The sequence below is a fragment of the Pseudoalteromonas sp. EB27 genome, assembly GCF_001974875.1.
In the GTDB taxonomy this organism is placed as follows: domain Bacteria; phylum Pseudomonadota; class Gammaproteobacteria; order Enterobacterales; family Alteromonadaceae; genus Pseudoalteromonas.
This window is the reverse complement of sequence record NZ_MTQD01000011.1, coordinates 39,041-60,966: the sequence shown is the minus strand read 5'-3', so window position 1 is coordinate 60,966 and position 21,926 is coordinate 39,041. Positions and strand designations below refer to the sequence as shown.

Annotated in this window: 22 protein-coding genes; 17 read left to right on the top strand and 5 right to left on the bottom strand. The window is 39.1% G+C overall.

All coding sequences use genetic code 11. The features are described from left to right. Positions 1 to 13: 13 nt before the first annotated feature. Genes BW142_RS13275 through BW142_RS13265 form a run of 3 tightly spaced genes read right to left on the bottom strand, consistent with a single transcriptional unit; the run spans position 14 to position 2,340 of the window. Positions 14 to 634 (bottom strand): peptidylprolyl isomerase, encoded by a 621-nt coding sequence (locus BW142_RS13275; protein ID WP_024598289.1) that lies wholly within the window; start codon positions 632 to 634, stop codon positions 14 to 16. 2 nt (positions 635 to 636) lie between these two features. Next, a complete protein-coding gene (locus tag BW142_RS13270; RefSeq protein WP_076925156.1) occupies positions 637 to 1,197 on the bottom strand; it encodes a YajG family lipoprotein in 561 nt (186 codons plus the stop codon). After that, positions 1,198 to 2,340: a methyltransferase gene (locus BW142_RS13265; protein ID WP_024598287.1), complete on the bottom strand. Its 1,143-nt coding sequence runs from the start codon at positions 2,338 to 2,340 to the stop codon at positions 1,198 to 1,200. Positions 2,341 to 2,382: 42 nt separating this feature from the next. Here BW142_RS13265 and BW142_RS13260 point away from each other — a divergent pair, with 42 nt between their 5' ends. The 17 genes from BW142_RS13260 (at position 2,383) to cyoE (ending at position 19,015) form a co-directional block, all read left to right on the top strand. Then, positions 2,383 to 2,994, top strand: a complete 612-nt coding sequence (locus BW142_RS13260; protein WP_076925155.1) for an alpha-ketoglutarate-dependent dioxygenase AlkB — start codon at positions 2,383 to 2,385, stop codon at positions 2,992 to 2,994. Positions 2,995 to 3,056: 62 nt separating this feature from the next. Continuing rightward, positions 3,057 to 3,368, top strand: a complete 312-nt coding sequence (locus BW142_RS13255) for a BolA/IbaG family iron-sulfur metabolism protein (protein WP_024598285.1) — start codon at positions 3,057 to 3,059, stop codon at positions 3,366 to 3,368. Positions 3,369 to 3,475: 107 nt separating this feature from the next. Further along, positions 3,476 to 4,669, top strand: a complete 1,194-nt coding sequence (gene fabV / locus BW142_RS13250) for an enoyl-ACP reductase FabV (protein ID WP_024598284.1) — start codon at positions 3,476 to 3,478, stop codon at positions 4,667 to 4,669. A 363-nt stretch (positions 4,670 to 5,032) separates the two neighbouring features. Next, on the top strand, positions 5,033 to 6,376 hold the full coding sequence (locus BW142_RS13245; protein ID WP_010555190.1) for a Na(+)-translocating NADH-quinone reductase subunit A: 1,344 nt from the start codon (positions 5,033 to 5,035) through the stop codon (positions 6,374 to 6,376). 4 nt (positions 6,377 to 6,380) lie between these two features. After that, entirely contained in the window at positions 6,381 to 7,583 is a 1,203-nt protein-coding gene (locus BW142_RS13240; protein ID WP_010555189.1) for an NADH:ubiquinone reductase (Na(+)-transporting) subunit B, read from the top strand. Next, complete coding sequence (locus tag BW142_RS13235; protein WP_076925154.1) at positions 7,576 to 8,328, top strand: Na(+)-translocating NADH-quinone reductase subunit C; 753 nt, start codon at positions 7,576 to 7,578, stop codon at positions 8,326 to 8,328. The genes BW142_RS13240 and BW142_RS13235 overlap by 8 nt, the downstream gene beginning before the upstream one ends. After that, positions 8,328 to 8,960, top strand: a complete 633-nt coding sequence (locus tag BW142_RS13230) for an NADH:ubiquinone reductase (Na(+)-transporting) subunit D (protein WP_007584891.1) — start codon at positions 8,328 to 8,330, stop codon at positions 8,958 to 8,960. Before BW142_RS13235 ends, BW142_RS13230 begins: the two co-directional genes overlap by 1 nt. A 10-nt stretch (positions 8,961 to 8,970) precedes the next feature. Beyond that, positions 8,971 to 9,579: an NADH:ubiquinone reductase (Na(+)-transporting) subunit E gene (nqrE, locus tag BW142_RS13225; RefSeq protein ID WP_002958896.1), complete on the top strand. Its 609-nt coding sequence runs from the start codon at positions 8,971 to 8,973 to the stop codon at positions 9,577 to 9,579. Positions 9,580 to 9,597: 18 nt separating this feature from the next. Next, positions 9,598 to 10,827, top strand: a complete 1,230-nt coding sequence (gene nqrF / locus BW142_RS13220; RefSeq protein WP_007584893.1) for an NADH:ubiquinone reductase (Na(+)-transporting) subunit F — start codon at positions 9,598 to 9,600, stop codon at positions 10,825 to 10,827. 109 nt (positions 10,828 to 10,936) lie between these two features. Further along, positions 10,937 to 11,968, top strand: a complete 1,032-nt coding sequence (locus BW142_RS13215; protein ID WP_076925153.1) for an FAD:protein FMN transferase — start codon at positions 10,937 to 10,939, stop codon at positions 11,966 to 11,968. 101 nt (positions 11,969 to 12,069) lie between these two features. Then, the gene (gene nqrM / locus BW142_RS13210; RefSeq protein ID WP_007376137.1) at positions 12,070 to 12,282 is read left to right on the top strand and encodes a (Na+)-NQR maturation NqrM; all 213 of its coding nucleotides are present in this window, start codon (positions 12,070 to 12,072) and stop codon (positions 12,280 to 12,282) included. A 1,162-nt stretch (positions 12,283 to 13,444) separates the two neighbouring features. Further along, complete coding sequence (locus BW142_RS13205; protein ID WP_076925152.1) at positions 13,445 to 13,864, top strand: hypothetical protein; 420 nt, start codon at positions 13,445 to 13,447, stop codon at positions 13,862 to 13,864. A gap of 318 nt (positions 13,865 to 14,182) precedes the next feature. Then, positions 14,183 to 15,136 (top strand): ubiquinol oxidase subunit II, encoded by a 954-nt coding sequence (gene cyoA, locus BW142_RS13200; RefSeq protein WP_076925151.1) that lies wholly within the window; start codon positions 14,183 to 14,185, stop codon positions 15,134 to 15,136. A gap of 2 nt (positions 15,137 to 15,138) precedes the next feature. Beyond that, positions 15,139 to 17,127 (top strand): cytochrome o ubiquinol oxidase subunit I, encoded by a 1,989-nt coding sequence (cyoB, locus tag BW142_RS13195; RefSeq protein WP_076925150.1) that lies wholly within the window; start codon positions 15,139 to 15,141, stop codon positions 17,125 to 17,127. After that, positions 17,124 to 17,765, top strand: a complete 642-nt coding sequence (gene cyoC / locus BW142_RS13190) for a cytochrome o ubiquinol oxidase subunit III (protein WP_076925149.1) — start codon at positions 17,124 to 17,126, stop codon at positions 17,763 to 17,765. The genes cyoB and cyoC overlap by 4 nt, the downstream gene beginning before the upstream one ends. Continuing rightward, the gene (gene cyoD, locus BW142_RS13185; RefSeq protein WP_076925148.1) at positions 17,765 to 18,121 is read left to right on the top strand and encodes a cytochrome o ubiquinol oxidase subunit IV; all 357 of its coding nucleotides are present in this window, start codon (positions 17,765 to 17,767) and stop codon (positions 18,119 to 18,121) included. The genes cyoC and cyoD overlap by 1 nt, the downstream gene beginning before the upstream one ends. A gap of 9 nt (positions 18,122 to 18,130) precedes the next feature. Then, positions 18,131 to 19,015 (top strand): heme o synthase, encoded by an 885-nt coding sequence (gene cyoE / locus BW142_RS13180; protein ID WP_076925147.1) that lies wholly within the window; start codon positions 18,131 to 18,133, stop codon positions 19,013 to 19,015. A gap of 101 nt (positions 19,016 to 19,116) precedes the next feature. On the opposite strand, the gene BW142_RS13175 is transcribed toward cyoE, so the two are convergent. Both BW142_RS13175 and BW142_RS13170 read right to left on the bottom strand, forming a co-directional pair. After that, complete coding sequence (locus BW142_RS13175) at positions 19,117 to 19,782, bottom strand: hypothetical protein (protein ID WP_076925146.1); 666 nt, start codon at positions 19,780 to 19,782, stop codon at positions 19,117 to 19,119. A gap of 149 nt (positions 19,783 to 19,931) precedes the next feature. Further along, complete coding sequence (locus tag BW142_RS13170; protein ID WP_076925145.1) at positions 19,932 to 21,890, bottom strand: phytase; 1,959 nt, start codon at positions 21,888 to 21,890, stop codon at positions 19,932 to 19,934. Positions 21,891 to 21,926 lie beyond the last annotated feature (36 nt).

Sequence of the window (21,926 nt, the reverse complement as noted above, 5' to 3'; positions counted from 1 at the left end):
TGCTCTTAAAAAATTACAGTGGGACTTGCTCAAGCATTTTTATGTTTAAAATAACCACTGGTTTTACAGGTACAAAATCGTAACCAATTTTTTCATTAAAGCCCGTTTCTACAGCCATAATTTTGTCTAGTGTTTCGTAGCCTTCCATCACATTACCAAAAACAGCAAAACCCCAATCTTTACCTGGGTTTAAGTGATCGTTGTTATCCATATTAAAAAAGAACTGACGAGTACCAGAGTGAGGCTCACGGTCCTGATACGCCATAGCAATGCTATACATATCGTTTTTCATACCGTTACCGCTTTCATTAAAAATAGGGTCATTTTCGTGTAGGCCGTCGTAATCTTTATCGTAGCCACCACCTTGAATAACAAAGTCGCGCTCGTTTTCTACATCACGTTCAATACGGTGAAAAACACTACCTTGATAGCTTTTATCTGACACGTAAGTTAAAAAGTTATTGACTGTGATAGGGGCTCTTGAACGATCAAGTTCAACCACTATGCTACCCATAGTCGTTACAATTTCGACGCGTGGAAAAATATTATCCTTTTGCACAAAGCGGCCTTCTTGGGCTGCTAAGCTACTTACACTAAAGAATAGGCCTAAGCAGATTAAAAAAAGTCGTTTCATAGTTAACCTTCTAAAAATTCTATTAATTCAGGGTCAGATACAATGCGGGTAATAATTTGCTCAGTCAACTTATTGAGCTGACCTTCTATTTTTGCTCGCTCGTGACTAAATGGTCCTTCTAAATTAGCACTACCTCTATACACTTTACTAAAGTTACTTGAGGCGCGAATAACTCGCACGCCAAGTTCTATATGGGCTTCACTGGTATGGCTCACTAATTTTTCGGTTACTACCGCTTGTAGTGCATGAATATCTACTTCAAAGCGTACACTTGCCAAATTAGAAATACTGGCGCCATTGCGGCTAAGTGCACTATCTAAAACATTTTTAATAGAGCTAGTAATACCTTGGCTTGCAAAGGTTTTAGTTTTGTCTGACCCAATAAGTTTAAGTGTTGATGTATCACCTCGTAAATCAATTACACTAGTACTTAAGCTACTATTTATAGAGCTTATTTGGCCACTTTTATAAACAGGGTTAAGTATTACTTGGCTAGGCTGATTTGCACAGCCACCAAGTATTAGTAATACACAACACCCAAGTATAATGTTTGTTAATTTCATTTATAGCATTCCACTATTTTTAGTTGCACTTAGAACGACAAACTTTTTGTTTGACCCTAACAACTTACAGTTTCCGAACATGCGGTTCAATTTATCATGATAATCTAAATGACGATTACCAATAATGCGCAGTTCGCCGCCTTCTTTTAAAGTATCTTTTGCTTGCTTGAACATTTGCCAAGCAATGTGATCGGTAACAGCTTGAGCTTGGTGAAATGGAGGATTACATAGCACCATATCCACACTGTCTCTTTCAAAGCCTGTTAAACAGTCGTTTTCGATGAACTCACAGTTGTCAAACTTATCGCCTAGGTTAATCTCTACATTTAACCGAGCCGACTCCACAGCCATGTAAGACTCATCAACAAAGGTAACTGATGCATTAGGGCAGCGAGCTAGCGTCATTAATCCAACAACCCCATTACCACACCCTAAATCAATAATACTTTTAGCTTTTGGTGTTTCTGGTAAGTAGTTAAAAAAGAAGCGCGCACCAATATCTAACGAATCACGCGAAAACACATTTGCATGATTTGTTATATTAAACTCAGTACCTTCAAGTTCCCATGTTGTAGGGAAGTCTGCTGCTTTATATCCGCCTTTGGCATTGCTTAATATTAGACGTGATTTTTTAACTGCTAGGCTTGTTGTTGTTTCACCAATAAATTGCTCAAATGATTTTATTGTTGAATTATGAATTTCTTTTGTTTTACCTGCGGCAATTACTGGTGTACCAGGTGCAAGTACTTCACTAAGTTCACTTAATTGGAACTGTAAAAAACCCACATTACGAGGGATTTTAATAAGTACTAAATCTACATCCTCTGGTAATGCCGACAAACTATCTACTTGCGTAAACTCTGCTGTAGGCAGCTTGTTTTCTTGTAAGTTATAAGCCGCAGCTTGGTGGCTAATATAAGAATCATTAACTGAACAAACCGTTAACTTATTAAAATAACAAGCAAGCGCACCAAAGCTATCGTTTAAAATAAGCAATGAGCGACAATCAGGGTGATGTTCGTTAACATAATTGATAAGGTACTCATCTGCCGAATCCCACGCTTGTAAGCTGCGGTTTTTTTGATCCAATGGAAAGCGTTCAAGAGTAAAGGTTTTATCGCCTAGCTGGGCTTGCGTCGTCATAATGGTTCGTTGATCAGTAATCTAATGTAGGTAAATTCTAACATGCAACGGCAAAACGCCAACCCCCAACAGTTACCAAATGGCTTTTCTTATCAAAGTAGGGCACTTAGTGCGCAAAAAAGCCTCGATCTATTTTATTATTTGCAAAAAAACCTACGTTGGCAGCAACCCGATGTAACCGTTTACGGCAAAACGGGGCCTATTCCACGACTGCAATGTTTCATGAGTGATTTAAATATTGAATACGGGTATTCAAGTAGTAAGCAAATAGTAGAACCATGGGATGAATTGTTACTTAATATGAGAAAGCGTTTAGAAGCACATTTAAACCAGCCTCTGAACTCATTGCTCGTTAATTATTACCGAGATGGTAATGATACGATGGGATGGCATAGTGATGATGAAATAGAGCTTGGTGATAAACCAACAATTGTGTGTGTATCTTTAGGAGCTGATAGGGTTTTAAAGTTAAAGCACAAGGCAAGCAATAAAGTAACTGACTTAAAATTACAAAGTGGCAGCTGCTTAATAATGAATGGGCATAGCCAACGAGACTACCAACATGCAATACCTAGGCAAACAACACTTGCGCATCCGCGAATAAGTTTAACTTACCGATTTATTAAACACATTAAGCAAAAGCAATTTAGTTAGCCAATCGCTGCGTTAAATTGTTATAGTAAGTGTATAAATTAGCTAATTAAAACGGTCTTTTTATGTCAATGCAGCAACAGATCCAAGAAAAAATAAGCAACGCCATTGCGTGTAAACATTTAAACGTAATCAATGAAAGTCATATGCACAGTGCTGGCACTGAATCACACTTTAAAGTAGTAGTTGTTAGCGAAGGTTTTGCGGGTAAGCGTTTATTACAACGTCATCGCGAAATTAATGAAATTTTAAAAGATGAGTTAGCAAATCATATTCATGCACTCGCTATTCATACATATACACCAGATGAGTATACAGAGCAGGGCGGCGAAGCGCCTGATTCACCTAATTGTATGGGTGGCTCTAAAATTAGCTAAGTAATGTTTTAGAGTATTTGATGAGTGTTTAACTGATCAGATCAGTGTTTTTAGTATTAGCCTTTAAACTAGCGCTAATTTTTATTGTAAAAGATATAGGATGATCAATGGTCATTAAGCCTAAAATTCGTGGATTTATCTGCACAAACGCACACCCAGCTGGTTGTGCAGAGCATGTTCAAGAACAAATTAACTATGTAAAACAACAAGGCGCATTAAAAAGTGCACCAAAAAATGTATTAGTTATTGGCGCATCAACAGGCTACGGCTTGGCATCGCGCATTACTGCTGCGTTTGGTGGTGGTGCTAAAACATTAGGTATTTTCTTTGAAAAAGAAGGTACCGATCGTAAAACAGGTTCTGCCGGTTGGTACAATACGGCTGCTTTTCAAGAAGCTGCAGACGAAGCAGGTCTTTGGTCTAAAAATATTAATGGCGATGCGTTTTCTAACGAAATCAAGCAAAAAGCAATCGATACTATCAAAGCCGATTTAGGTAAAATAGACTGCATTATTTACAGCCTTGCATCGCCTCGTCGTACTGATCCAAACACTGGTGAAGTGTTTTCTTCTACCCTTAAACCAATTGGCAGTGCCGTTACTACTAAAAACCTAAATACATCAAAGCGTGAAATTGATGAAATTACGGTAGAAGCAGCAAACCAAGACGATATCGACAACACTATTAAAGTAATGGGTGGTGAAGATTGGGAAATGTGGATTGACGCTTTAAAAGAAGCCGATGTACTTGCTGATAACTTTAAAACGACTGCTTATACTTATATTGGTAAAGAACTAACATGGCCAATATACGGACACGCTACTATTGGTAAAGCTAAAGAAGATTTAGACCGTGCAACGGCTGCTATTAAAGAATCAACAAAAGATTTAAATGGTGAGGCGTATGTTTCATCACTTAATGCAGTAGTGACACAAGCAAGTTCTGCTATTCCTATTATGCCGTTATATATTTCTGCTTTATTTAAAGTTATGAAAGCAGATGGCACATATGAAGGCACCATTGAGCAAATTCACGCATTATTTAGTGAAAACCTATATGGTGAATCACCTCGCTTTGACGACGGTGGGCATTTATTCCAAAACTATAAAGAGCTAGAAGACGATGTGCAAGCACGAGTTCAAGCTGTATGGGATAGTGTTGATACAAGCAGCATTGATGAGCTAACAGACTATGTTGGTTACCATAATGAGTTTTTACGCTTATTTGGTTTTGGTATAGACGGTGTTGACTACGATCAAGACATAGATTCAGTTAAGCCAATTGCTAATATGATTGACTAACAGAATTTAGATATAAAAAGCCGCAATAGCGGCTTTTTTTGTATTATGCTATTTGTTTAATTTACGATGAAATCAGGAATGATAATTGCTTAGGCTACCACTTTGGTCTACCTTGATTTTTATTTAAATCAGTTAACAAAACTAAATAAGTGTTTCTGTCGTATAATTTTCATAAATACACTCGCATAGTCATCTAAAATGATGTTAAAATCTCGACAATATGTGATGAGTTTTACTACGTTGCTTGTTTAATATTTCTAGCAAGCTGCTCTTTTGTACCTTGATATAACTTGGAATAACTCAAATGGCGACGTGGTTGATACGATTTTTCAGTTTCTTTCCTTTAATGTAATGCAAGTGCGTATGATCAATATAAAAAAAGGTCTGGATTTACCCTTAGAGGGCGCGCCACAGCAAGTTATACATGACGGTTCTGCTGTCAAACGTGTAGCTGTGCTTGGCGAAGAGTTTATCGGTATGCGTCCAACCATGCATGTTCGTGTGGATGACCAAGTCAAAAAAGGCCAGGTACTTTTTGAAGATAAAAAGAACCCAGGCGTCCTATTTACTGCTCCAGCTTCTGGCACAGTAAAAGAAATAAATCGTGGTGCTAAACGTGTGCTGCAATCTGTTGTTATTGAAGTAGCAGGCAGTGAGCAAATCACCTTTGACTCTTTCAAAGCAGACGAGCTTGCGAGCTTAGAGCGTGAAAAAGCCAAAGAAGTACTTATCCAGTCTGGTCAATGGACAGCACTTCGTGTTCGCCCATTCAGTAAAGTAGCGGCTGTGGATGCAAATCCTAGTTCTATTTTTGTGACCGCAACTGACACAAACCCATTAGCTGCAGATCCTGCAGTGATAATTGCCGAAAATGCGCAAGCATTTGAAGCGGGTCTTGCTGTTATTTCGCGTTTGACCGATGGCAAAGTATTTGTGTGTAAAAAAGCAGGTAGCCAAGTTCCTAGCTCATCTATAGCTCAAGTAGAAGTACATGAGTTTGGTGGTGTGCATCCGGCTGGCCTCGTTGGCACTCATATCCATCATCTTGATGCAGTTTCTGTTAGCAAACAAGTTTGGCATATTGGTTACCAAGACGTTATTGCGTATGGTCACTTATTCCTTACTGGTGAAATTTACACAAATCGTGTTATTTCGCTTGCAGGTCCTCGCGTTAAAAACCCACGTTTAGTGAAAACACAATTAGGTGCTTCATTGGATGATTTAGTAGCTGGTGAGCTAGAAGACGGAGATAACCGCGTTATTTCTGGTTCTGTTTTATCGGGTTCTATTTCAAACGGTGTTCATGCATTCTTAGGTCGTTACCACGTTCAAGTATCTGTTTTACTTGAAGGTCGCGAAAAAGAATTGTTTGGCTGGATTGCACCAGGTAGTGATAAATTCTCTGTAACGCGTACATTCCTTTCTCACCTTGCGCCGAGTCGTTTATTTAAAATGACAACGTCAACAGGTGGTTCAAAACGTGCCATGGTTCCAATTGGTAGCTACGAGCGCGTAATGCCGTTAGATATTTTGCCTACTCTATTGTTACGTGACTTAATTGCACGCGATTTAGACAGTGCAATTTCATTAGGCGCGCTTGAACTTGATGAAGAAGATTTAGCGTTATGTACCTTCGTTTGTCCTGGCAAATACGAGTATGGTTCTATCCTACGCGATTGCTTAACTACGATCGAGAAGGAAGGCTAGAGAGATGGGTTTAAAAAAATATCTAGAAGATATCGAGCCGAATTTTGAAGCCGGTGGTAAATATGAAAAGTTTTATGCACTGTATGAAGCAGCTGCAACTATTTTTTATACACCAGGCTACGTAAATAAAGGCGCGACACACGTACGCGATAACATCGACCTAAAACGCATGATGATTTTAGTGTGGATGGCGACGTTCCCAGCTATGTTTTTTGGTATGTTCAATATCGGTCATCAGGCCGCAGGTGCTTTAGCACAAGGCTTTGAACTAGCAAACACATGGCAAGTTGGTTTGTTCCAGTTATTCGGTGGTGAATTAACCGCTGATGCAGGCTGGGGCGCTAAAATGTTCTATGGAGCATGTTTCTTCCTACCTATCTACGCGGTAACGTTTGCAGTGGGTGGCTTTTGGGAAGTAATATTTGCTTCTGTGCGTAAGCATGAAATTAACGAAGGTTTCTTCGTTACTTCAGTTTTATTTGCACTTATTCTGCCTGCAACAATTCCTTTATGGCAAGTTGCGTTAGGTATTACGTTTGGTGTAGTAATCGCTAAAGAAATCTTTGGTGGTACTGGCCGTAACTTCTTAAACCCTGCTTTAGCCGGCCGTGCGTTTTTATTCTTCGCATACCCAGCTCAAATCTCAGGTGACACAGTATGGACAGCAGTAGATTCTTTCTCTGGTGCAACTATGCTAGGCCAAGCATTTGCTGGCACACTTGATTTTGCAAACATGGAATTATGGTGGAATGCGTTTTACGGTTTCATTCAAGGTTCTGTAGGTGAAACATCTACACTTGCATTGTTAGTAGGTGGTTTATTCTTAATTTATGTTCGCATCGCTTCTTGGCGCATTGTACTAGGTGTATTCCTAGGTATGGTAGCGACTGCATTTTTGTTAAATGCTGTAGGCTCAGAAACTAACCCTGTATTTGCAATGCCTTGGTATTGGCATTTAGTACTTGGTGGCTTTGCGTTTGGTATGTTCTTTATGGCTACTGACCCTGTATCAGCTGCATTTACTGACAAAGGTAAATTAGCATATGGTCTATTAATTGGCTTTATGGTGGTTATGATACGTGTTGTGAATCCTGCTTTCCCAGAAGGTATGATGCTAGCAATCTTATTTGCTAACTTATTCGCTCCACTGTTCGATCACTTTGTAGTGCAGGCTAATATTAAGCGGAGGTTGGCACGTAATGTCTAGTAATAACGAATCAATCGGCAAAACGTTAACAGTTGTTGTCGCACTATGTTTAGTGTGCGCAATCATTGTATCGTTTGCTTCTGTACAGCTTCGTCCTTTACAGCAAGCTAATAAAGAAAAAGATATTCAAAGCAATATTTTGGCTGCTGCGGGTATCGATAAAGTTGAAAATGTTTTAGAAACATTTGATGCAAAAATCGAAGCGCGCGTTGTAAATATGACTACAGGTGAGTTTGTAGATACAGACCCAACAATTTTCGACTTTGAAAAAAGCAAATATGATGCAGCGCTAAGTGTTTCTCTTAAAGAGAAAGGCGTTAAGGATATTGCTGGTATTCAACGTGTGACTAAAGAGTCGCCGGTGTATATCTCTAAGAAAGAAGATGGCTCAGTTGATGCAATCATTCTTCCTATCCAAGGCTACGGCTTATGGGGCTTAATGTACGGTTTTATCTCGCTTGAAAGCGATGGTGAAACAGTTAAGGGCATTATCTTTTACAAGCATAATGAAACCCCTGGCTTAGGTGGCGAAATCCAAAATCCACAATGGACTGCTACATGGGAAGGTAAAGAGCTTCCAATTCAAATTGTTAAAGGTACTGCGGGCAATGATGAGCATAAGATCGATGGTCTTTCAGGTGCTACATTAACGTCTAACGGTGTTGATCATGCAGTTGATTTTTGGACTGGCGAAAATGGCTTTGGCCCTTTCCTTGCGAAAGTACGTAAAGGAGCATTGAAATAATGGCTGATACTAAAGAAATGAAGGCGGTCCTATTTGGTCCGGTTTTAGCTAACAACCCAATCGCACTACAAGTACTTGGTATTTGTTCGGCGCTAGCGGTAACGTCTAGCTTAAAAAATGCATTAATCATGTCAATCGCATTGACACTAGTAACAGCATTTTCGAGCTTCTTTATCTCGCTTATTCGTAACCAGATCCCATCATCTGTACGTATCATCGTACAAATGACAATTATTGCATCATTGGTAATCGTTGTTGACCAAGTATTACAGGCTTTCTCTTACGCTACGGCAAAAGAGCTTTCTGTATTCGTTGGTCTAATCATTACTAACTGTATTGTAATGGGTCGTGCTGAAGCATACGCGATGAAGTCGCCACCAATTATGTCTTTCCTTGACGGTATTGGTAATGGCTTAGGTTACTCTGTAGTACTGCTTACTGTTGGTTTCATTCGTGAGCTATTCGGTAAGGGTTCACTATTCGGTGTTGATATTATCCCATTAGTACAAGATGGCGGTTGGTATCAGCCAATGGGTCTATTGATCTTACCACCGAGTGCATTCTTCATCATTGGTTTATTCATATGGGTACTTCGTACTTATAAGAAAGACCAAGTAGAAGCTAAAGCGTAAGGGGCAAATAGTGGAACATTATATTAGTTTATTTGTAAAAGCCGTTTTTATTGAGAACTTAGCGTTGTCATTCTTCTTAGGCATGTGTACTTTTTTAGCAGTATCTAAAAAAGTAACTACATCAATTGGCCTAGGTATAGCGGTTATAGTTGTATTGGGTATTTCGGTACCTGTTAACAACTTGGTTTATCATGCGGTACTTGCACCAGGTTCACTTACTTGGTTAGGTTACCCAGATGCGGATCTTAGCTTTTTACGTTTCTTAACTTTCATTGGTGTTATTGCAGCACTTGTGCAAATTCTTGAAATGGCATTAGATAAGTTTTTCCCTGCACTATACAACGCGTTAGGTATCTTCTTACCACTTATCACAGTTAACTGTGCAATATTTGGTGCGGTATCATTCATGGTTGAGCGTAACTATAACTTCGGCGAGTCTGTAGTTTATGGTATTGGCGCTGGTGTTGGTTGGGCGCTTGCAATTACATTACTTGCAGGTATCCGTGAGAAACTGAAGTATTCAGACGTGCCAGACGGCTTACGTGGTTTAGGTATTACCTTTATCACTGTTGGTTTAATGGGACTTGGCTTTATGTCATTCTCTGGTATTTCACTGTAAAGGTAGCGAGGATAAATCATGGATTATCAGATTTTCTTAGGCGTTGGTGTTTTCATCGCTATCGTTGTACTACTAGTTTTAGTGATCATTGGTGCTAAATCTCAGTTAGTTGCAAGCGGCGACATCATCATCGGTATTAATGGCGACAAAGATAAAGCCATTACTACATCAGCAGGTAATAAGCTTTTAAGTGCATTATCTGAGTCAGGTATTTTCGTATCATCTGCATGTGGTGGCGGTGGCTCTTGTGGTCAGTGTCGTGTTCACATTAAAGAAGGTGGCGGCGATATCCTGCCAACTGAACTTGATCACATTTCTAAAGGTGAAGCCCGTGAAGGCTGTCGTTTAGCGTGTCAGGTAAATGTTAAAAACGACATGGAAATTGAACTTGAAGAGTCAATTTTCGGTGTTAAAAAATGGGATTGTGAAGTTATCTCTAACGATAACAAAGCAACGTTCATTAAAGAACTTAAACTGCAAATCCCTGGTGATGAGTCAGTGCCTTTCCGTGCGGGTGGTTACATCCAAATTGAAGCGCCACCTCATCATGTTAAATATGCAGATTTTGATGTTCCTGAAGAATATCGTGGCGATTGGAACCATTTTGGTTTCTTCGATCTGGAGTCAAAAGTAGACGAAGAAACAATTCGTGCATACTCAATGGCTAACTACCCAGAAGAAGAAGGCATCATTATGCTTAACGTGCGTATTGCTGCTCCGCCTCCAAGAAACCTAAGCTTGCCATGTGGTAAAATGTCTTCGTACATTTGGTCACTTACAAAAGGCGACAAGGTAACTATTTCAGGTCCATTTGGTGAGTTCTTTGCTAAAGACACAGATGCTGAAATGATCTTTGTTGGCGGTGGTGCTGGTATGGCGCCAATGCGTTCACATATCTTTGACCAACTTAAACGTTTGAACTCTAAACGTAAGATGAGCTTTTGGTATGGTGCACGTTCTGAACGTGAAATGTTCTACGTAGAAGATTTTGACGGCCTAGCCGCTGAAAATCCTAATTTCGTATGGCATACAGCACTTTCAGATCCACAACCTGAAGATAACTGGGAAGGCTATACTGGCTTTATCCATAACGTGTTATTTGAGAACTATCTTAAAGATCACGAAGCGCCGGAAGATTGTGAGTACTACATGTGTGGTCCTCCAATGATGAACGCGGCAGTTATTACTATGCTTAAAGATTTAGGTGTTGAAGACGAAAATATCTTACTAGATGACTTCGGTGGCTAACACTAATACCAAAACAGTTTAGTTTTGGTTAAAATACCAGCCTCGTAGCACTTGTGTTACGAGGCTTTTTTTATTCTTTAATTTTATCAATCTATTAAGTAGAGCTGTTATGAATCGAGTAAGTACTTCACAAGGCATAATGGCCTTTTTACTAATCACACTGACCTTATTACTGTCTGGGTGTGGTGAAAAACCAGAGTCGAAAGAAACCTTTTTAGAAGGTAAGACTATGGGCACCACTTATCATATTAAATATTACGATGAGCAGGGCCAGCTATCTGCCTCACAGTTACAGCTGCAAATAGATGCTGTTTTAAAAGATGTGAATCAGTCTATGTCTACTTATATAGAAGACTCTGAAATAAATACATTTAACAGATTACCAGCAAATCAAGTTATGCCAATTAGCGAAGATTTTAGGGCCGTTATCAGTGAGTCCATCCGCTTAGGTGAGTCAACTAAAACACTCGATGTCACTATGGGGCCTTTAATTGATTTATGGGGCTTTGGTCCTGATAAAAAACCAACAAATCGCCCTAGTGATGAAGAGCTTGCGAGTATGGTCGAAAAAATAGGTATTGATAAACTTATTTTAAATAAGCAAGGCTTGGCTAAAACAGTTAATGGACTAGAGCTTTCTTTTTCGGCAACGGCTAAAGGCTATGGTATTGATAAAATAGCGCAGTTATTAGAAAGCCACAGTATTACCAATTACATGGTTGAGATTGGTGGAGAGCTGCGTATAGCAGGTGAAAAGCCAAATAATCAGGATTGGAAAATTGCGATAGAGCAACCAGATGCAGCGCCAGGTGAGCGTAAAGTACATCGTGTTTTATCGCCAGGTACAAATGGTATTGCTACGTCGGGTGATTACCGTATTTTTTATAAAATGGATGGCGAGATCTATACTCATTTAATTGATCCCGTAACCGGCATGCCTATTAAGCACGACTTAGTGTCAGTAACAGTGCTTCATCCAAGCGCTATGACAGCAGATGGCTTAGCAACTGCACTTACTGTGATGGGTATGGAGAAAGCGCAAGCCTATGCTCAGCAGCACGATTTACCAGTGTACTTAATAGGTAAATCAAAAGATGGTTTAGTTACTTACTCAAGCCCTGCATTCAAACCTTATTTGTAGTATGGCGCTGGCTTGTTTATTTTCACGTTATTTGGGTATATAATAGCAGTTGCTCAAAAATGTTTGAGTTTAATTAATTGCTGATCAATAGGGGCTAAGCAATGTCACTTTTTCTTCTTACTTTTGGCTTACTAATTTTGATAGTTTCGGCTATGGCCGTTGGTATGATCGTGCAAAAAAAATCTATGGCGAGTAGCTGTGGTGGTTTAGGCTCGGTCGGTATTGATAAAGCCTGTGATTGCGATGATCCATGTGATAAACGCAAAAACCGTTTAGCAAAAGAGCAAGCTTGGAAAGAAAATCAAATTATTTAAGCCCGTCTTAAATATTAAAAAGCGCTTTATAGCGCTTTTTTTGTGCCTGTAAAACTCATCAACTCCTTGGCTTCCAAAGCAATCCAATCTTAATGTATTAGACGAAAGTATATAGTTTAGTTTTTTTCACTTATTAGGTTTATTTTTCTCGTTTGTCAAATTGGAGCTAACACTCTAAAGTTTAACCATAGACAAAGAGCAAGGCTCTCGTCATAAGCTTGAGGCATAAGTTAGCCTCGCTTAAAAGAATCTTTATATTGTGTGTGAAGATGTTGTCAGTGTGAAAGGCAACTCAAGTTCGGTGGTGACTGAGTTTGAGTTGTTTTTATTCCCTACAATGCCACGCAGTGTAAACCAAGAATCTTTATATTGTGTGTGAAGATGTTGTCAGTGTGAAAGGCAACTCAAGTTCGGTGGTGACTGAGTTTGAGTTGTTTTTATTCCCTACAATTGCCATGCAGTGTAAACCAAAAATCTTTATATTGTGTGTGAAGATGTTGTCAGTGTGAAAGGCAACTCAAATTCGGTGGTGACTGCATTTGAGTTGTTTTTATTTCCTTACAATGCCACGCAGTGTAAACAAAAAATCTTTATATTGTGTGTGAAGATGTTGTCAGTGTGAAAGGCAGCTCAAATCCGGTGGTGACTGTATTTGAGTTGTTTTTATTCCTTACAATGCCACGCAGTGTAAACCAAAAATCTTTATATTGTGTGTGAAGATGTTGTCAGTGTGAAAGGCGGCTCAAGTTCGGTGGTGACTGAATTTGGGCTGTTTTTATTTGTGCCACACAATTATTACTCCCTCCTAAAAAGCTATAATTCTATTAAATATTTCTATTTAAATCGTTTTTTATTTGATCTAATTTATTGTTTTTTATCGTGTTATTTTTTATTAACAAAATAGCTTCGAAAGCTTAACTCAAATTAATTGATTTTTAGTTGAACAGAAAATTCTCTTTGTTATACTCACGTTCGAACTTTCAGTAAGTTTTGAAAGTTTGATTGATACGGATCAATTTTCACAAGGTGAATTTGTGCTAACCGGATTTGATCGTATTTAGCACCTGGTTTTAGGGCTTACAGCAGCAATGTTTTTTTAATTTTTCCATTGCAAACTGTATTACTCTAATTTTGTTATAGTCATTTTAGTAGGTTAATGTCTTTGAACATACTTTCTTTACGTCATACTAATACTGATTTCGCCCCAAGCGAACCAGTTACGTGTGAGCGCTTGAATAAAGCGGGTAAGGGCGTATGTGTAGCTATAACTTTATTAGTGTTTAATACTGTAATGTTGCTAAGCGGTGCATTAGAAGATGCCTTCAAGCTTGAAGCATTATTGAGTGATGGGTTTATTGTAGAGCCCCTGTTACTTACTATTGCTGGATTTTTAGCTCATCCAATCATTTCAAGTCAGTTACTTATTGGCCTTTGTTGGTTATTGTTCCATATTTTTCCAGCGCGTCGTGCTGGAATTATCCTCCGTAAAGCAGCCTTTGCTTTAAGCGAGGCTAAAATTCTTCAGCCTGTGATCTCTTCACATGGTTGTCGTGCTCCACCTAGCTTTACAGGTTGTCTGTAAGGTTACACCTTGTTGCTGGTTTTAATTATTTGTTCTTGCTGTAAATAATTAAAGTTAGCTAAAACAAAGTAGCTCTGTGTTTTTTAAACACATTTCAGCCAACCACCACTCACCCAAGTTAACTTTTATTACGTTATATAAATGCGTTTAGAAAGCTGGGTTTGTTGCTAGGTCATTAATGGCATGAGCTTTAGGTTTTGAATAGCCCCCTTATTTTTATAATTTAATTCTAGTTAACTTGGGTTTTTATTGAAAAATCGTTGCTTTGGTTTTTATTTTAAGCAGCAAATTGAAACTCTAGGTTTGTAGGATACTCCCTTGTTAATTCGTAACCTTTGTAATATTGCTTTAGCTAGTACAGTGCTGGCGTTGTCAGGCTGTAAAGGCGGGATACTCGATCCAAAAGGGCAGATAGGCATTGATGAGAAAAATTTAATCATCATCGCAACCGTGCTTATGTTGCTTGTAGTCGTTCCCGTTATTGTGATGACTTTGTATTTCGCATGGAAATATAGAGACACGCAAACTCATGAAATTTATGCTCCAAAATGGGCTCATTCAAATAAAATTGAAGCCGCAGTTTGGGCAGTCCCTGTTGTTATTGTAATCATTTTAGGTGTTATTACTTGGGTGTCTACTCAAGAGCTTGACCCATACAAACCAATTGAAGGTAAAGGTAAACATCTTACTGTTGAAGTGGTTTCATTAAACTGGAAGTGGCTATTTATATATCCTGAGCAAGGTATTGCTACGGTGAACGAACTAGTTTTTCCGGCAAATGTACCTGTTGAATATAAAATCACTTCAGAGAGCACAATGAATTCATTTTTTATTCCGCAATTGGGTAGTCAAATATACTCAATGGCTGGGATGGAAACCAAGCTTCACTTAATTGCAAATGAGCCCGGCACGTTTAAAGGTTTTTCGGCAAATTACAGTGGCGCTGGTTTTACTGGTATGAAATTTAATGCCATTGCTACCCCTACTCAAGCAGACTTTGATAAGTGGGTTAGTAACATTAAAACAAATGCTAATAACCTAACTCATGCAAATTATGTTGAGCTTGCAAAAGCGAGCGAAAATAACCCTGTTGCTTATTACGGCAAAGTTGATGACGGCTTATTTCATACCATCGTTATGAAATACATGCAGGCACATGGCGACATGAATAAAAAACATCATGCAATGGGCGAACATGGGCAAATGAGTAAAAAACATCATGAAATGGATGAGCATTCAATGCCTTCATCTCACAGCCAAGGCGAGGAATAATAATGTCGTTATTAGGTAATCTTTCTCTCGACGCAATTCCGTTTCATGAGCCAATTCTTGTGTTCACGATGTCGGTTATTGCGATAGCTGGGCTTATTATTGCTGGGCTTATTACAAAGTATAAAAAGTGGGGCGTGCTTTGGCGCGACTGGATCACGTCTGTTGATCATAAACGCTTAGGCGTAATGTATATTCTTTTAGCACTAATAATGCTGTTTCGTGGCTTTTCTGATGCAATAATGATGCGTGCGCAGTTGGCACTTGCTACCAGTGGTGCGCCAGGTTACTTACCACCTGAGCACTACGACCAAATATTTACTGCCCACGGCGTAATTATGATCATATTTATGGCAATGCCATTTATGATTGGCTTAATGAACATTGTATTACCACTTCAAATTGGTGCTCGCGATGTTGCATTCCCATTTTTAAATAACTTAAGCTTTTGGTTTACAGCCAGCGGTGCCATTTTAATTAATATGTCGCTAGTGTTTGGTGAGTTTGCTAAAACAGGTTGGGTGGCCTATCCGCCGCTTTCGGAGTTGACCTTTAGCCCTGGGGTGGGGGTAGATTATTATATTTGGGCCTTGCAAATATCCGGGCTCGGTACACTTCTAACAGCAGTAAACTTTTTAGCGACCGTGTTTAAAATGCGTGCACCAGGTATGACCCTAATGAAAATGCCTATTTTTACATGGGCATGTACATGGGCAAACATCTTAATTGCAGCATCATTCCCAATCTTAACTGCAGTACTTGCAATGCTAACGCTTGACCGTTATCTCGACTTTCACTTCTTTACCAATGCAGCGGGCGGTAACGCCATGATGTACATCAACCTGTTTTGGGCATGGGGTCACCCCGAGGTATACATATTAGTATTACCAGCGTTTGGTATTTTCTCTGAAATTATTTCGACCTTTGCAGGTAAGCGTTTATTTGGTTACAAATCGATGGTTTACGCCAGCGGTGCAATCTCAATTTTAGGTTTTATTGTTTGGCTACATCACTTCTTTACGATGGGGTCGAGTGCTAACGTTAACGCTTTCTTTGGGGTAATGACCATGGTTATTGCCGTACCAACTGGGGTTAAGTTGTTTAACTGGTTATTTACCATTTACCGAGGTCGTTTACGTATTAGTGTACCCGTACTTTGGACTCTTGGTTTTATGGTTACCTTTACCGTAGGCGGTATGACTGGTGTATTACTTGCTATTCCAGGTGCCGATTACGTACTGCATAACAGCTTATTTTTAATTGCACATTTCCATAACACAATTATTGGTGGTGCTGTATTTGGTTATCTTGCCGGTTTTGTATTTTGGTTCCCTAAAGCAATGGGCTTTAAACTTAACGAAAAATGGGGCAAAGCATCATTTTGGTGTTGGATTATTGGTTTCTTCGTAGCATTTATGCCGCTGTACGTACTTGGTTTCTTAGGTATGACACGTCGCTTAAACCACACTAATAATCCAGATTGGAACATATGGTTATACATTGCTGCAGGCGGCGCTGTAATTATTATGTTCGGTATTATTAGCCAAGTTATTCAACTATATGTGAGCTTTAGAGACCGCGAAGCGCTTGACGATACAACAGGTGATCCGTGGAACGGCCACACACTTGAGTGGGCTACAAGTTCTCCGCCACAAATTTATAACTTTGCAACTATTCCACACATTGATGACATTGATGCATGGACCGAGGCGAAAGAAAAAGGCCAAGCTTATCAAACAAAAGCAAGCTACAGCCCAATTCATATGCCTAAGAATACCTCCGCAGGTGTATTTATGGCAGCCAGCCTAACCGCTTTTTGTTTTGCAATGATTTGGCACATTTGGTGGTTAGCTGTTGTAGGGCTAGTGGGCGGAATTGCCATATTTATCAAGCGTTGTTACACCAGCGATGTTGACTACTACATACAACCTGATGAAATTGCACGCATTGAAGCTGCATATAATTCAAGTGGGAATAAGGAGCTAAAAGCGTGAGTACACTTTCAGCAAATTTAGAATCAGCAAGTTTAGACTCTGTATCACACGATGACCATGCCCACGCGCATGATCATCACGACACATCTGGCGATACGATATTTGGCTTTTGGTTATATCTAATGACCGATTGCCTATTGTTTGCCTCGTTTTTTGCCACTTACGCTGTTTTATTTATGAACACAGCAGGTGGTGTATCGGGTAAAGATATTTTTGAACTCGACTTTGTAGCAGTAGAAACTGCTGCACTACTTATTAGTAGTATTACCTTTGGCTTTGCCATGATTGCCGCTCAAGGGCAAAAAAAGGCACTAACACTGACTTGGTTATTTGTTACGTTTTGTTTAGGTGCTGTGTTTATTGGTATGGAAGTATACGAATTTCATCATCTAATTGTGCACGGTAATGGCCCACAACAAAGTGCCTTTTTAACATCGTTTTTCTCATTAGTTGGCCTACATGGTTTACATGTAACAGCCGGTCTAATTTGGATGACCATAATGATGATTGAAGTTGCTAAACGTGGTCTAGGTAAAGCAACCGTAACGCGTTTAAGCTGCTTAAGCCTATTTTGGCACTTCTTAGACATTGTCTGGATTTGTGTATTTACCGTTGTTTATTTGATGGGAGCAATGTAATGAGCCACAGCGAAACGCATGCGTTAAAGCAAACGCAAAGTGATCATCATGATGAATCTCATGGCAGTGTTAAAACTTACTTAATTGGCTTTGTGCTATCGGTAATTTTAACTGCTATACCGTTTTACATGGTAATGGAAGGTGACTTCTCAAAAGTAACAACGCTTTGGAGCATTGTTACTTTGGCAATCGTACAAATTTGGGTGCATTTAAAATACTTTTTACACCTTAATTTTACGACCGAAAATGGCCGTGCAAGTACTTTCTCATTCCTATTCAGTGCCCTGATCATCGTAATGGTGGTTGGGTTATCTGTTTGGATCATTTATGAATCTAACGCAATGATGATGTACTAGGAGTTTAAGATGTTTCGTCGTTATTTATCAGTGACTAAGCCGGGTATTATCATGGGCAATTTAATCAGCGTAGCGGGCGGGTTTTTACTTGCCTCGCGCGGTGATATAGATCCATGGTTAATGATTGCCACATTAATTGGCTTGTCGCTAGTGGTTGCATCGGGTTGTGCTATCAATAATGTAATTGATAGAGACATAGATGTAGCCATGGCTCGTACTCGTACGCGAGTAACAGTAACAGGCGAAATGTCGGCCTTTGCTGCACTTAGCCACGGTATTTTATTGGGCGTTATTGGCTTTGGTTTACTTATCGCCTATACCACTCAAGCCGCGGTATTTTTTGCAGCCTTTGGCTACGTAATTTATGTAGGGGTTTATAGTCTCTACATGAAACGTAACTCAGTATATGGCACTTTTGTAGGCAGCCTTTCTGGCGCTGTACCGCCAGTAGTAGGTTACTGCGCCGTAACAGGGCTGTTCGATATGGGCGCATTAATACTGCTAGTTATGTTTAGCTTGTGGCAAATGCCGCACTCTTACGCTATCGCTATTTTTCGCTTTAAAGATTACCAAGCTGCAGGTATTCCTGTATTACCAGTAGCGCAAGGTATTGATAAAGCAAAGCGCCATATCGTACTTTACATCGCTGTATACGCATTAGTTGTGATGTTATTGCCAATTACTGGCTACACAGGTGCTGCTTTTATGGCTGTTGCTTGTATTACCAGCTTTTGGTGGTTGTTAATGGCGCTGCGCGGTTATCGTCGTAATATTGATATGAGCAGTTGGGCACGTAAAGTGTTCGCATTTTCGATTATTAATATTACAGCGTTAAGTATTGCTATGGCTGTTGATTATCACAGCGTTGCTCCACAGCTATTAACGCTTACCTAATTTAAAAATTTTTAACTATTCCAAAGTTAATCCAAAGGCTCGAAAGAGCCTTTTTTTATGCCTAAATATTAAAGTAATTGAACATTTTTATTCTCGCTCTTTTACTTTTTAAAATCATCCGCATTGTAATAAAGTGGTTTAAGCGTACCGCAATTAATAAATTTATAGGTAAGCTCATTTTCAGGTGGTACACGTTTAGATGTCCGAAACTTTTGCATACAGGCGTTAACTAAATCGACAAAAATAAGATGGTTATAGCTCGGCGCTTTTTGGATTTTATGAATATAAATACGCTCAGTACCGTTTAGTGTGATCATGTCGTAGTCTTGCCATTGTGATGATTCACTCAACTCTTTAAGCTCTCTAGCATACAATTGCTTATCCAAGACCAGTTCTTTTTTTGAATAAATTAAACTGCCACCTTGTTGATAATCACCCTCGTAAATATCGGCAGTAATTGTAATTTCCTCACCACGCATTAAATGCTGAATATTAAACGCTTGTGGCTTTACGGTGATTAGTTCTGCATTTCTAACAAAGCCCAAAAATGCAACATCGGGGTTCCCTATTTTATAAACTACTTGCACATTATTGGGTAAATTATAAGTAGGTAAATTCATTGCTATAATAGACGAGCCTTGATTAACCAACACCATTGGATGCTCAGCATTGTAAGCGGGGTCTACCGGTGGAAGTTCTGCTTTTTCTTCTTCAGCTGCGGCAAAGCCACTTAAAGTGATTAGTAATAAAGTAAGTAGTAGGCGCATTATAATCTCAATTAATTTATGAGCTTAAATTGTAGTATAAAAATATATATTACATTTAGCTAATTGTACTTAATATTCAAATGTTAGGCGTATTGTAAAAGGCTCAAATGAGCCTTTTACAATTGAGGGTAATCACAATTAAATAAACGTTACTTAATTGCTTTTTTCACTTCTCGCCAATCTATTATTTTAAAGTTTTGTGGTTGCTGCGGTAGTCGGTTATATCCATCTTGTACGACTAAAATACCTTCAGGATAACCCGGTAGCGCTTTCGATGTTACGGTTAACCCATCAGTTTCTGATGCGCCATCAATACCGTTAACCAAGTCACTTACTATATTAAACTTACCTGCAAACTCTAAACTGGGTGTTTTAACATCCTGAGTATTATTACTTATTTTATATAGCACGTAGCTATCATCGCCTTGGCTTGAAACAACTAAGTAACGTGCGTTTGTGCCGTGGTAAATTTCCATACCCTCAACATCATCAACAAGTTGCTCATTTATGCCTTGTAGCATAACCGGTGTATTATCAGCTGTAGGCTCAGCGCCTATATACCAAATACCGGCGTCTTCTTCACCTGCAAAAAGTTCACCACGCGCATCATCTGCACTACAGCCTTCTGGTTGGCTAGGTAGATTAAATTCTCGAACTAATTTACCTGTTACTTTATCGCCACTTTCGTTGAGTTTATATTGCTGATAAAGACCTGATTTATCATTAACAAATACATAATTCCCTGTTGCTGATGAATACATACACATGCCATATATTTCGCTGAGATTGGTTGAAATATCATTAAGGTGTTTTACCTCGTTATTATCAACTGTTAAAACACTTATGCTGTTATTTGTCCGATTACTCGCGGTTATTAAAGTATTCGTACTATTTTTAATACTAGGGTGTTGGCGAACATCTACATTATTTAAGCGACCAATCTCAATTGATTGTTCAAGCCAGCCTTGTAAGTTGTAAACCATTAAGCCTCGACGTTTATCTGTGCCTAAAATTAAGCTTTTTGCAGGGTTACTTGAGTTTACCCAAATAGCGGGATCATCTGCAGCATCACCAAATGCTTGTACTGGCGTTGTTTGTGCACTGGCATGTATATGTGTCAATTTTTTAACAATGTTTTTACCCGCATTTTTAACTGGTGTTGCTGGTATTGTACTTTGTGTATATGCGCCTGTTTCATCGTTATATAACACCGCAATAGCCTTATTGTTTGCGGTGTATTTAACCGCAACAGACTCTAAAGCTAAATTGCCATTTAGTTGCCAATTATTAATGCTTTTAGTAACAGGGTTATAGGCATACATTGTATTATCATGTGTACTTGTAAACCACAGCGTGCCGTCGGTTGATGTAAAAAGAGCGCCTATTTCGCTATTTAGTGAGCCAAAAGGAGCAACGAGTGCTATTGGTTTTTTATCAGCTTGCGACTCTGTATTGGCATTTATAGCCCAAATGCCCACTTCACCTTCACTTACAAAAAGTGTGTTGCTTTGCTCGCTCACAGCGCATCCTGCAGCTTCGCTTACTCCTGCAAATTCACGCATGCTTACATTTGTTGTTTCATTATTACTTGTATCGTAAATAACAGTTTCGGTGATCAAACCACGTACATCAGGCACAAATGCCGACACGGTATTATTGTTTTTATTATTAAATAAACACACTGTATCGGGCTGAGCTTGTGGTGGACTAATACGAGTTAACTCTTTTAAATTCCAGCTGTTATTGGCTTGCTGTAATTTAAAAATAACGACATTATCTTGGTCATTATCAATGGTCGCTAATAAATAAGTGGAGTTATTAAGTGCACTTATAGAAAGCGCCTCAAAACTACCTTTAGCAATGTTTTTACTCTGCTGGTTTTGGCTGTTTACCATTACCAAGCCTTGGCTTTCGCTTGCTAGTAGCCAGTTGTTGTCATTAATCCATACGGCTTGCGAGCCTTGCATATTCTCGCTTGGGCCAAAGGCATTGCTCTCGATAGACTCAAATGCTTTTTTAGTTGATATGTTATAGCTACAAGCACTTAAGGTGCTTATTAGCAGGCTTGTAAGCACTAAACCTTTTGCTTTATTTAATTTAAAATTCATTATAATTCCTTTGCTGATCAGAGCATTCTGAGTAAC

What these genes read in the sequence shown, in the direction of transcription:
- BW142_RS13265 (WP_024598287.1), bottom strand. Translation starts at nt 2,340, where the DNA reads ATGACGACGCAAGCCCAGCTAGGCGATAAAACCTTTACTCTTGAACGC.
- BW142_RS13275 (WP_024598289.1), bottom strand. Translation starts at nt 634, where the DNA reads ATGAAACGACTTTTTTTAATCTGCTTAGGCCTATTCTTTAGTGTAAGT.
- BW142_RS13255 (WP_024598285.1), top strand. Translation starts at nt 3,057, where the DNA reads ATGTCAATGCAGCAACAGATCCAAGAAAAAATAAGCAACGCCATTGCG.
- BW142_RS13260 (WP_076925155.1), top strand. Translation starts at nt 2,383, where the DNA reads ATGCAACGGCAAAACGCCAACCCCCAACAGTTACCAAATGGCTTTTCT.
- BW142_RS13175 (WP_076925146.1), bottom strand. Translation starts at nt 19,782, where the DNA reads ATGCGCCTACTACTTACTTTATTACTAATCACTTTAAGTGGCTTTGCC.
- nqrM (WP_007376137.1), top strand. Translation starts at nt 12,070, where the DNA reads ATGTCACTTTTTCTTCTTACTTTTGGCTTACTAATTTTGATAGTTTCG.
- cyoE (WP_076925147.1), top strand. Translation starts at nt 18,131, where the DNA reads ATGTTTCGTCGTTATTTATCAGTGACTAAGCCGGGTATTATCATGGGC.
- BW142_RS13170 (WP_076925145.1), bottom strand. Translation starts at nt 21,890, where the DNA reads ATGAATTTTAAATTAAATAAAGCAAAAGGTTTAGTGCTTACAAGCCTG.
- BW142_RS13245 (WP_010555190.1), top strand. Translation starts at nt 5,033, where the DNA reads ATGATCAATATAAAAAAAGGTCTGGATTTACCCTTAGAGGGCGCGCCA.
- BW142_RS13270 (WP_076925156.1), bottom strand. Translation starts at nt 1,197, where the DNA reads ATGAAATTAACAAACATTATACTTGGGTGTTGTGTATTACTAATACTT.
- BW142_RS13230 (WP_007584891.1), top strand. Translation starts at nt 8,328, where the DNA reads ATGGCTGATACTAAAGAAATGAAGGCGGTCCTATTTGGTCCGGTTTTA.
- BW142_RS13215 (WP_076925153.1), top strand. Translation starts at nt 10,937, where the DNA reads ATGAATCGAGTAAGTACTTCACAAGGCATAATGGCCTTTTTACTAATC.
- cyoB (WP_076925150.1), top strand. Translation starts at nt 15,139, where the DNA reads ATGTCGTTATTAGGTAATCTTTCTCTCGACGCAATTCCGTTTCATGAG.
- fabV (WP_024598284.1), top strand. Translation starts at nt 3,476, where the DNA reads ATGGTCATTAAGCCTAAAATTCGTGGATTTATCTGCACAAACGCACAC.
- BW142_RS13240 (WP_010555189.1), top strand. Translation starts at nt 6,381, where the DNA reads ATGGGTTTAAAAAAATATCTAGAAGATATCGAGCCGAATTTTGAAGCC.
- nqrF (WP_007584893.1), top strand. Translation starts at nt 9,598, where the DNA reads ATGGATTATCAGATTTTCTTAGGCGTTGGTGTTTTCATCGCTATCGTT.
- BW142_RS13235 (WP_076925154.1), top strand. Translation starts at nt 7,576, where the DNA reads ATGTCTAGTAATAACGAATCAATCGGCAAAACGTTAACAGTTGTTGTC.
- cyoD (WP_076925148.1), top strand. Translation starts at nt 17,765, where the DNA reads ATGAGCCACAGCGAAACGCATGCGTTAAAGCAAACGCAAAGTGATCAT.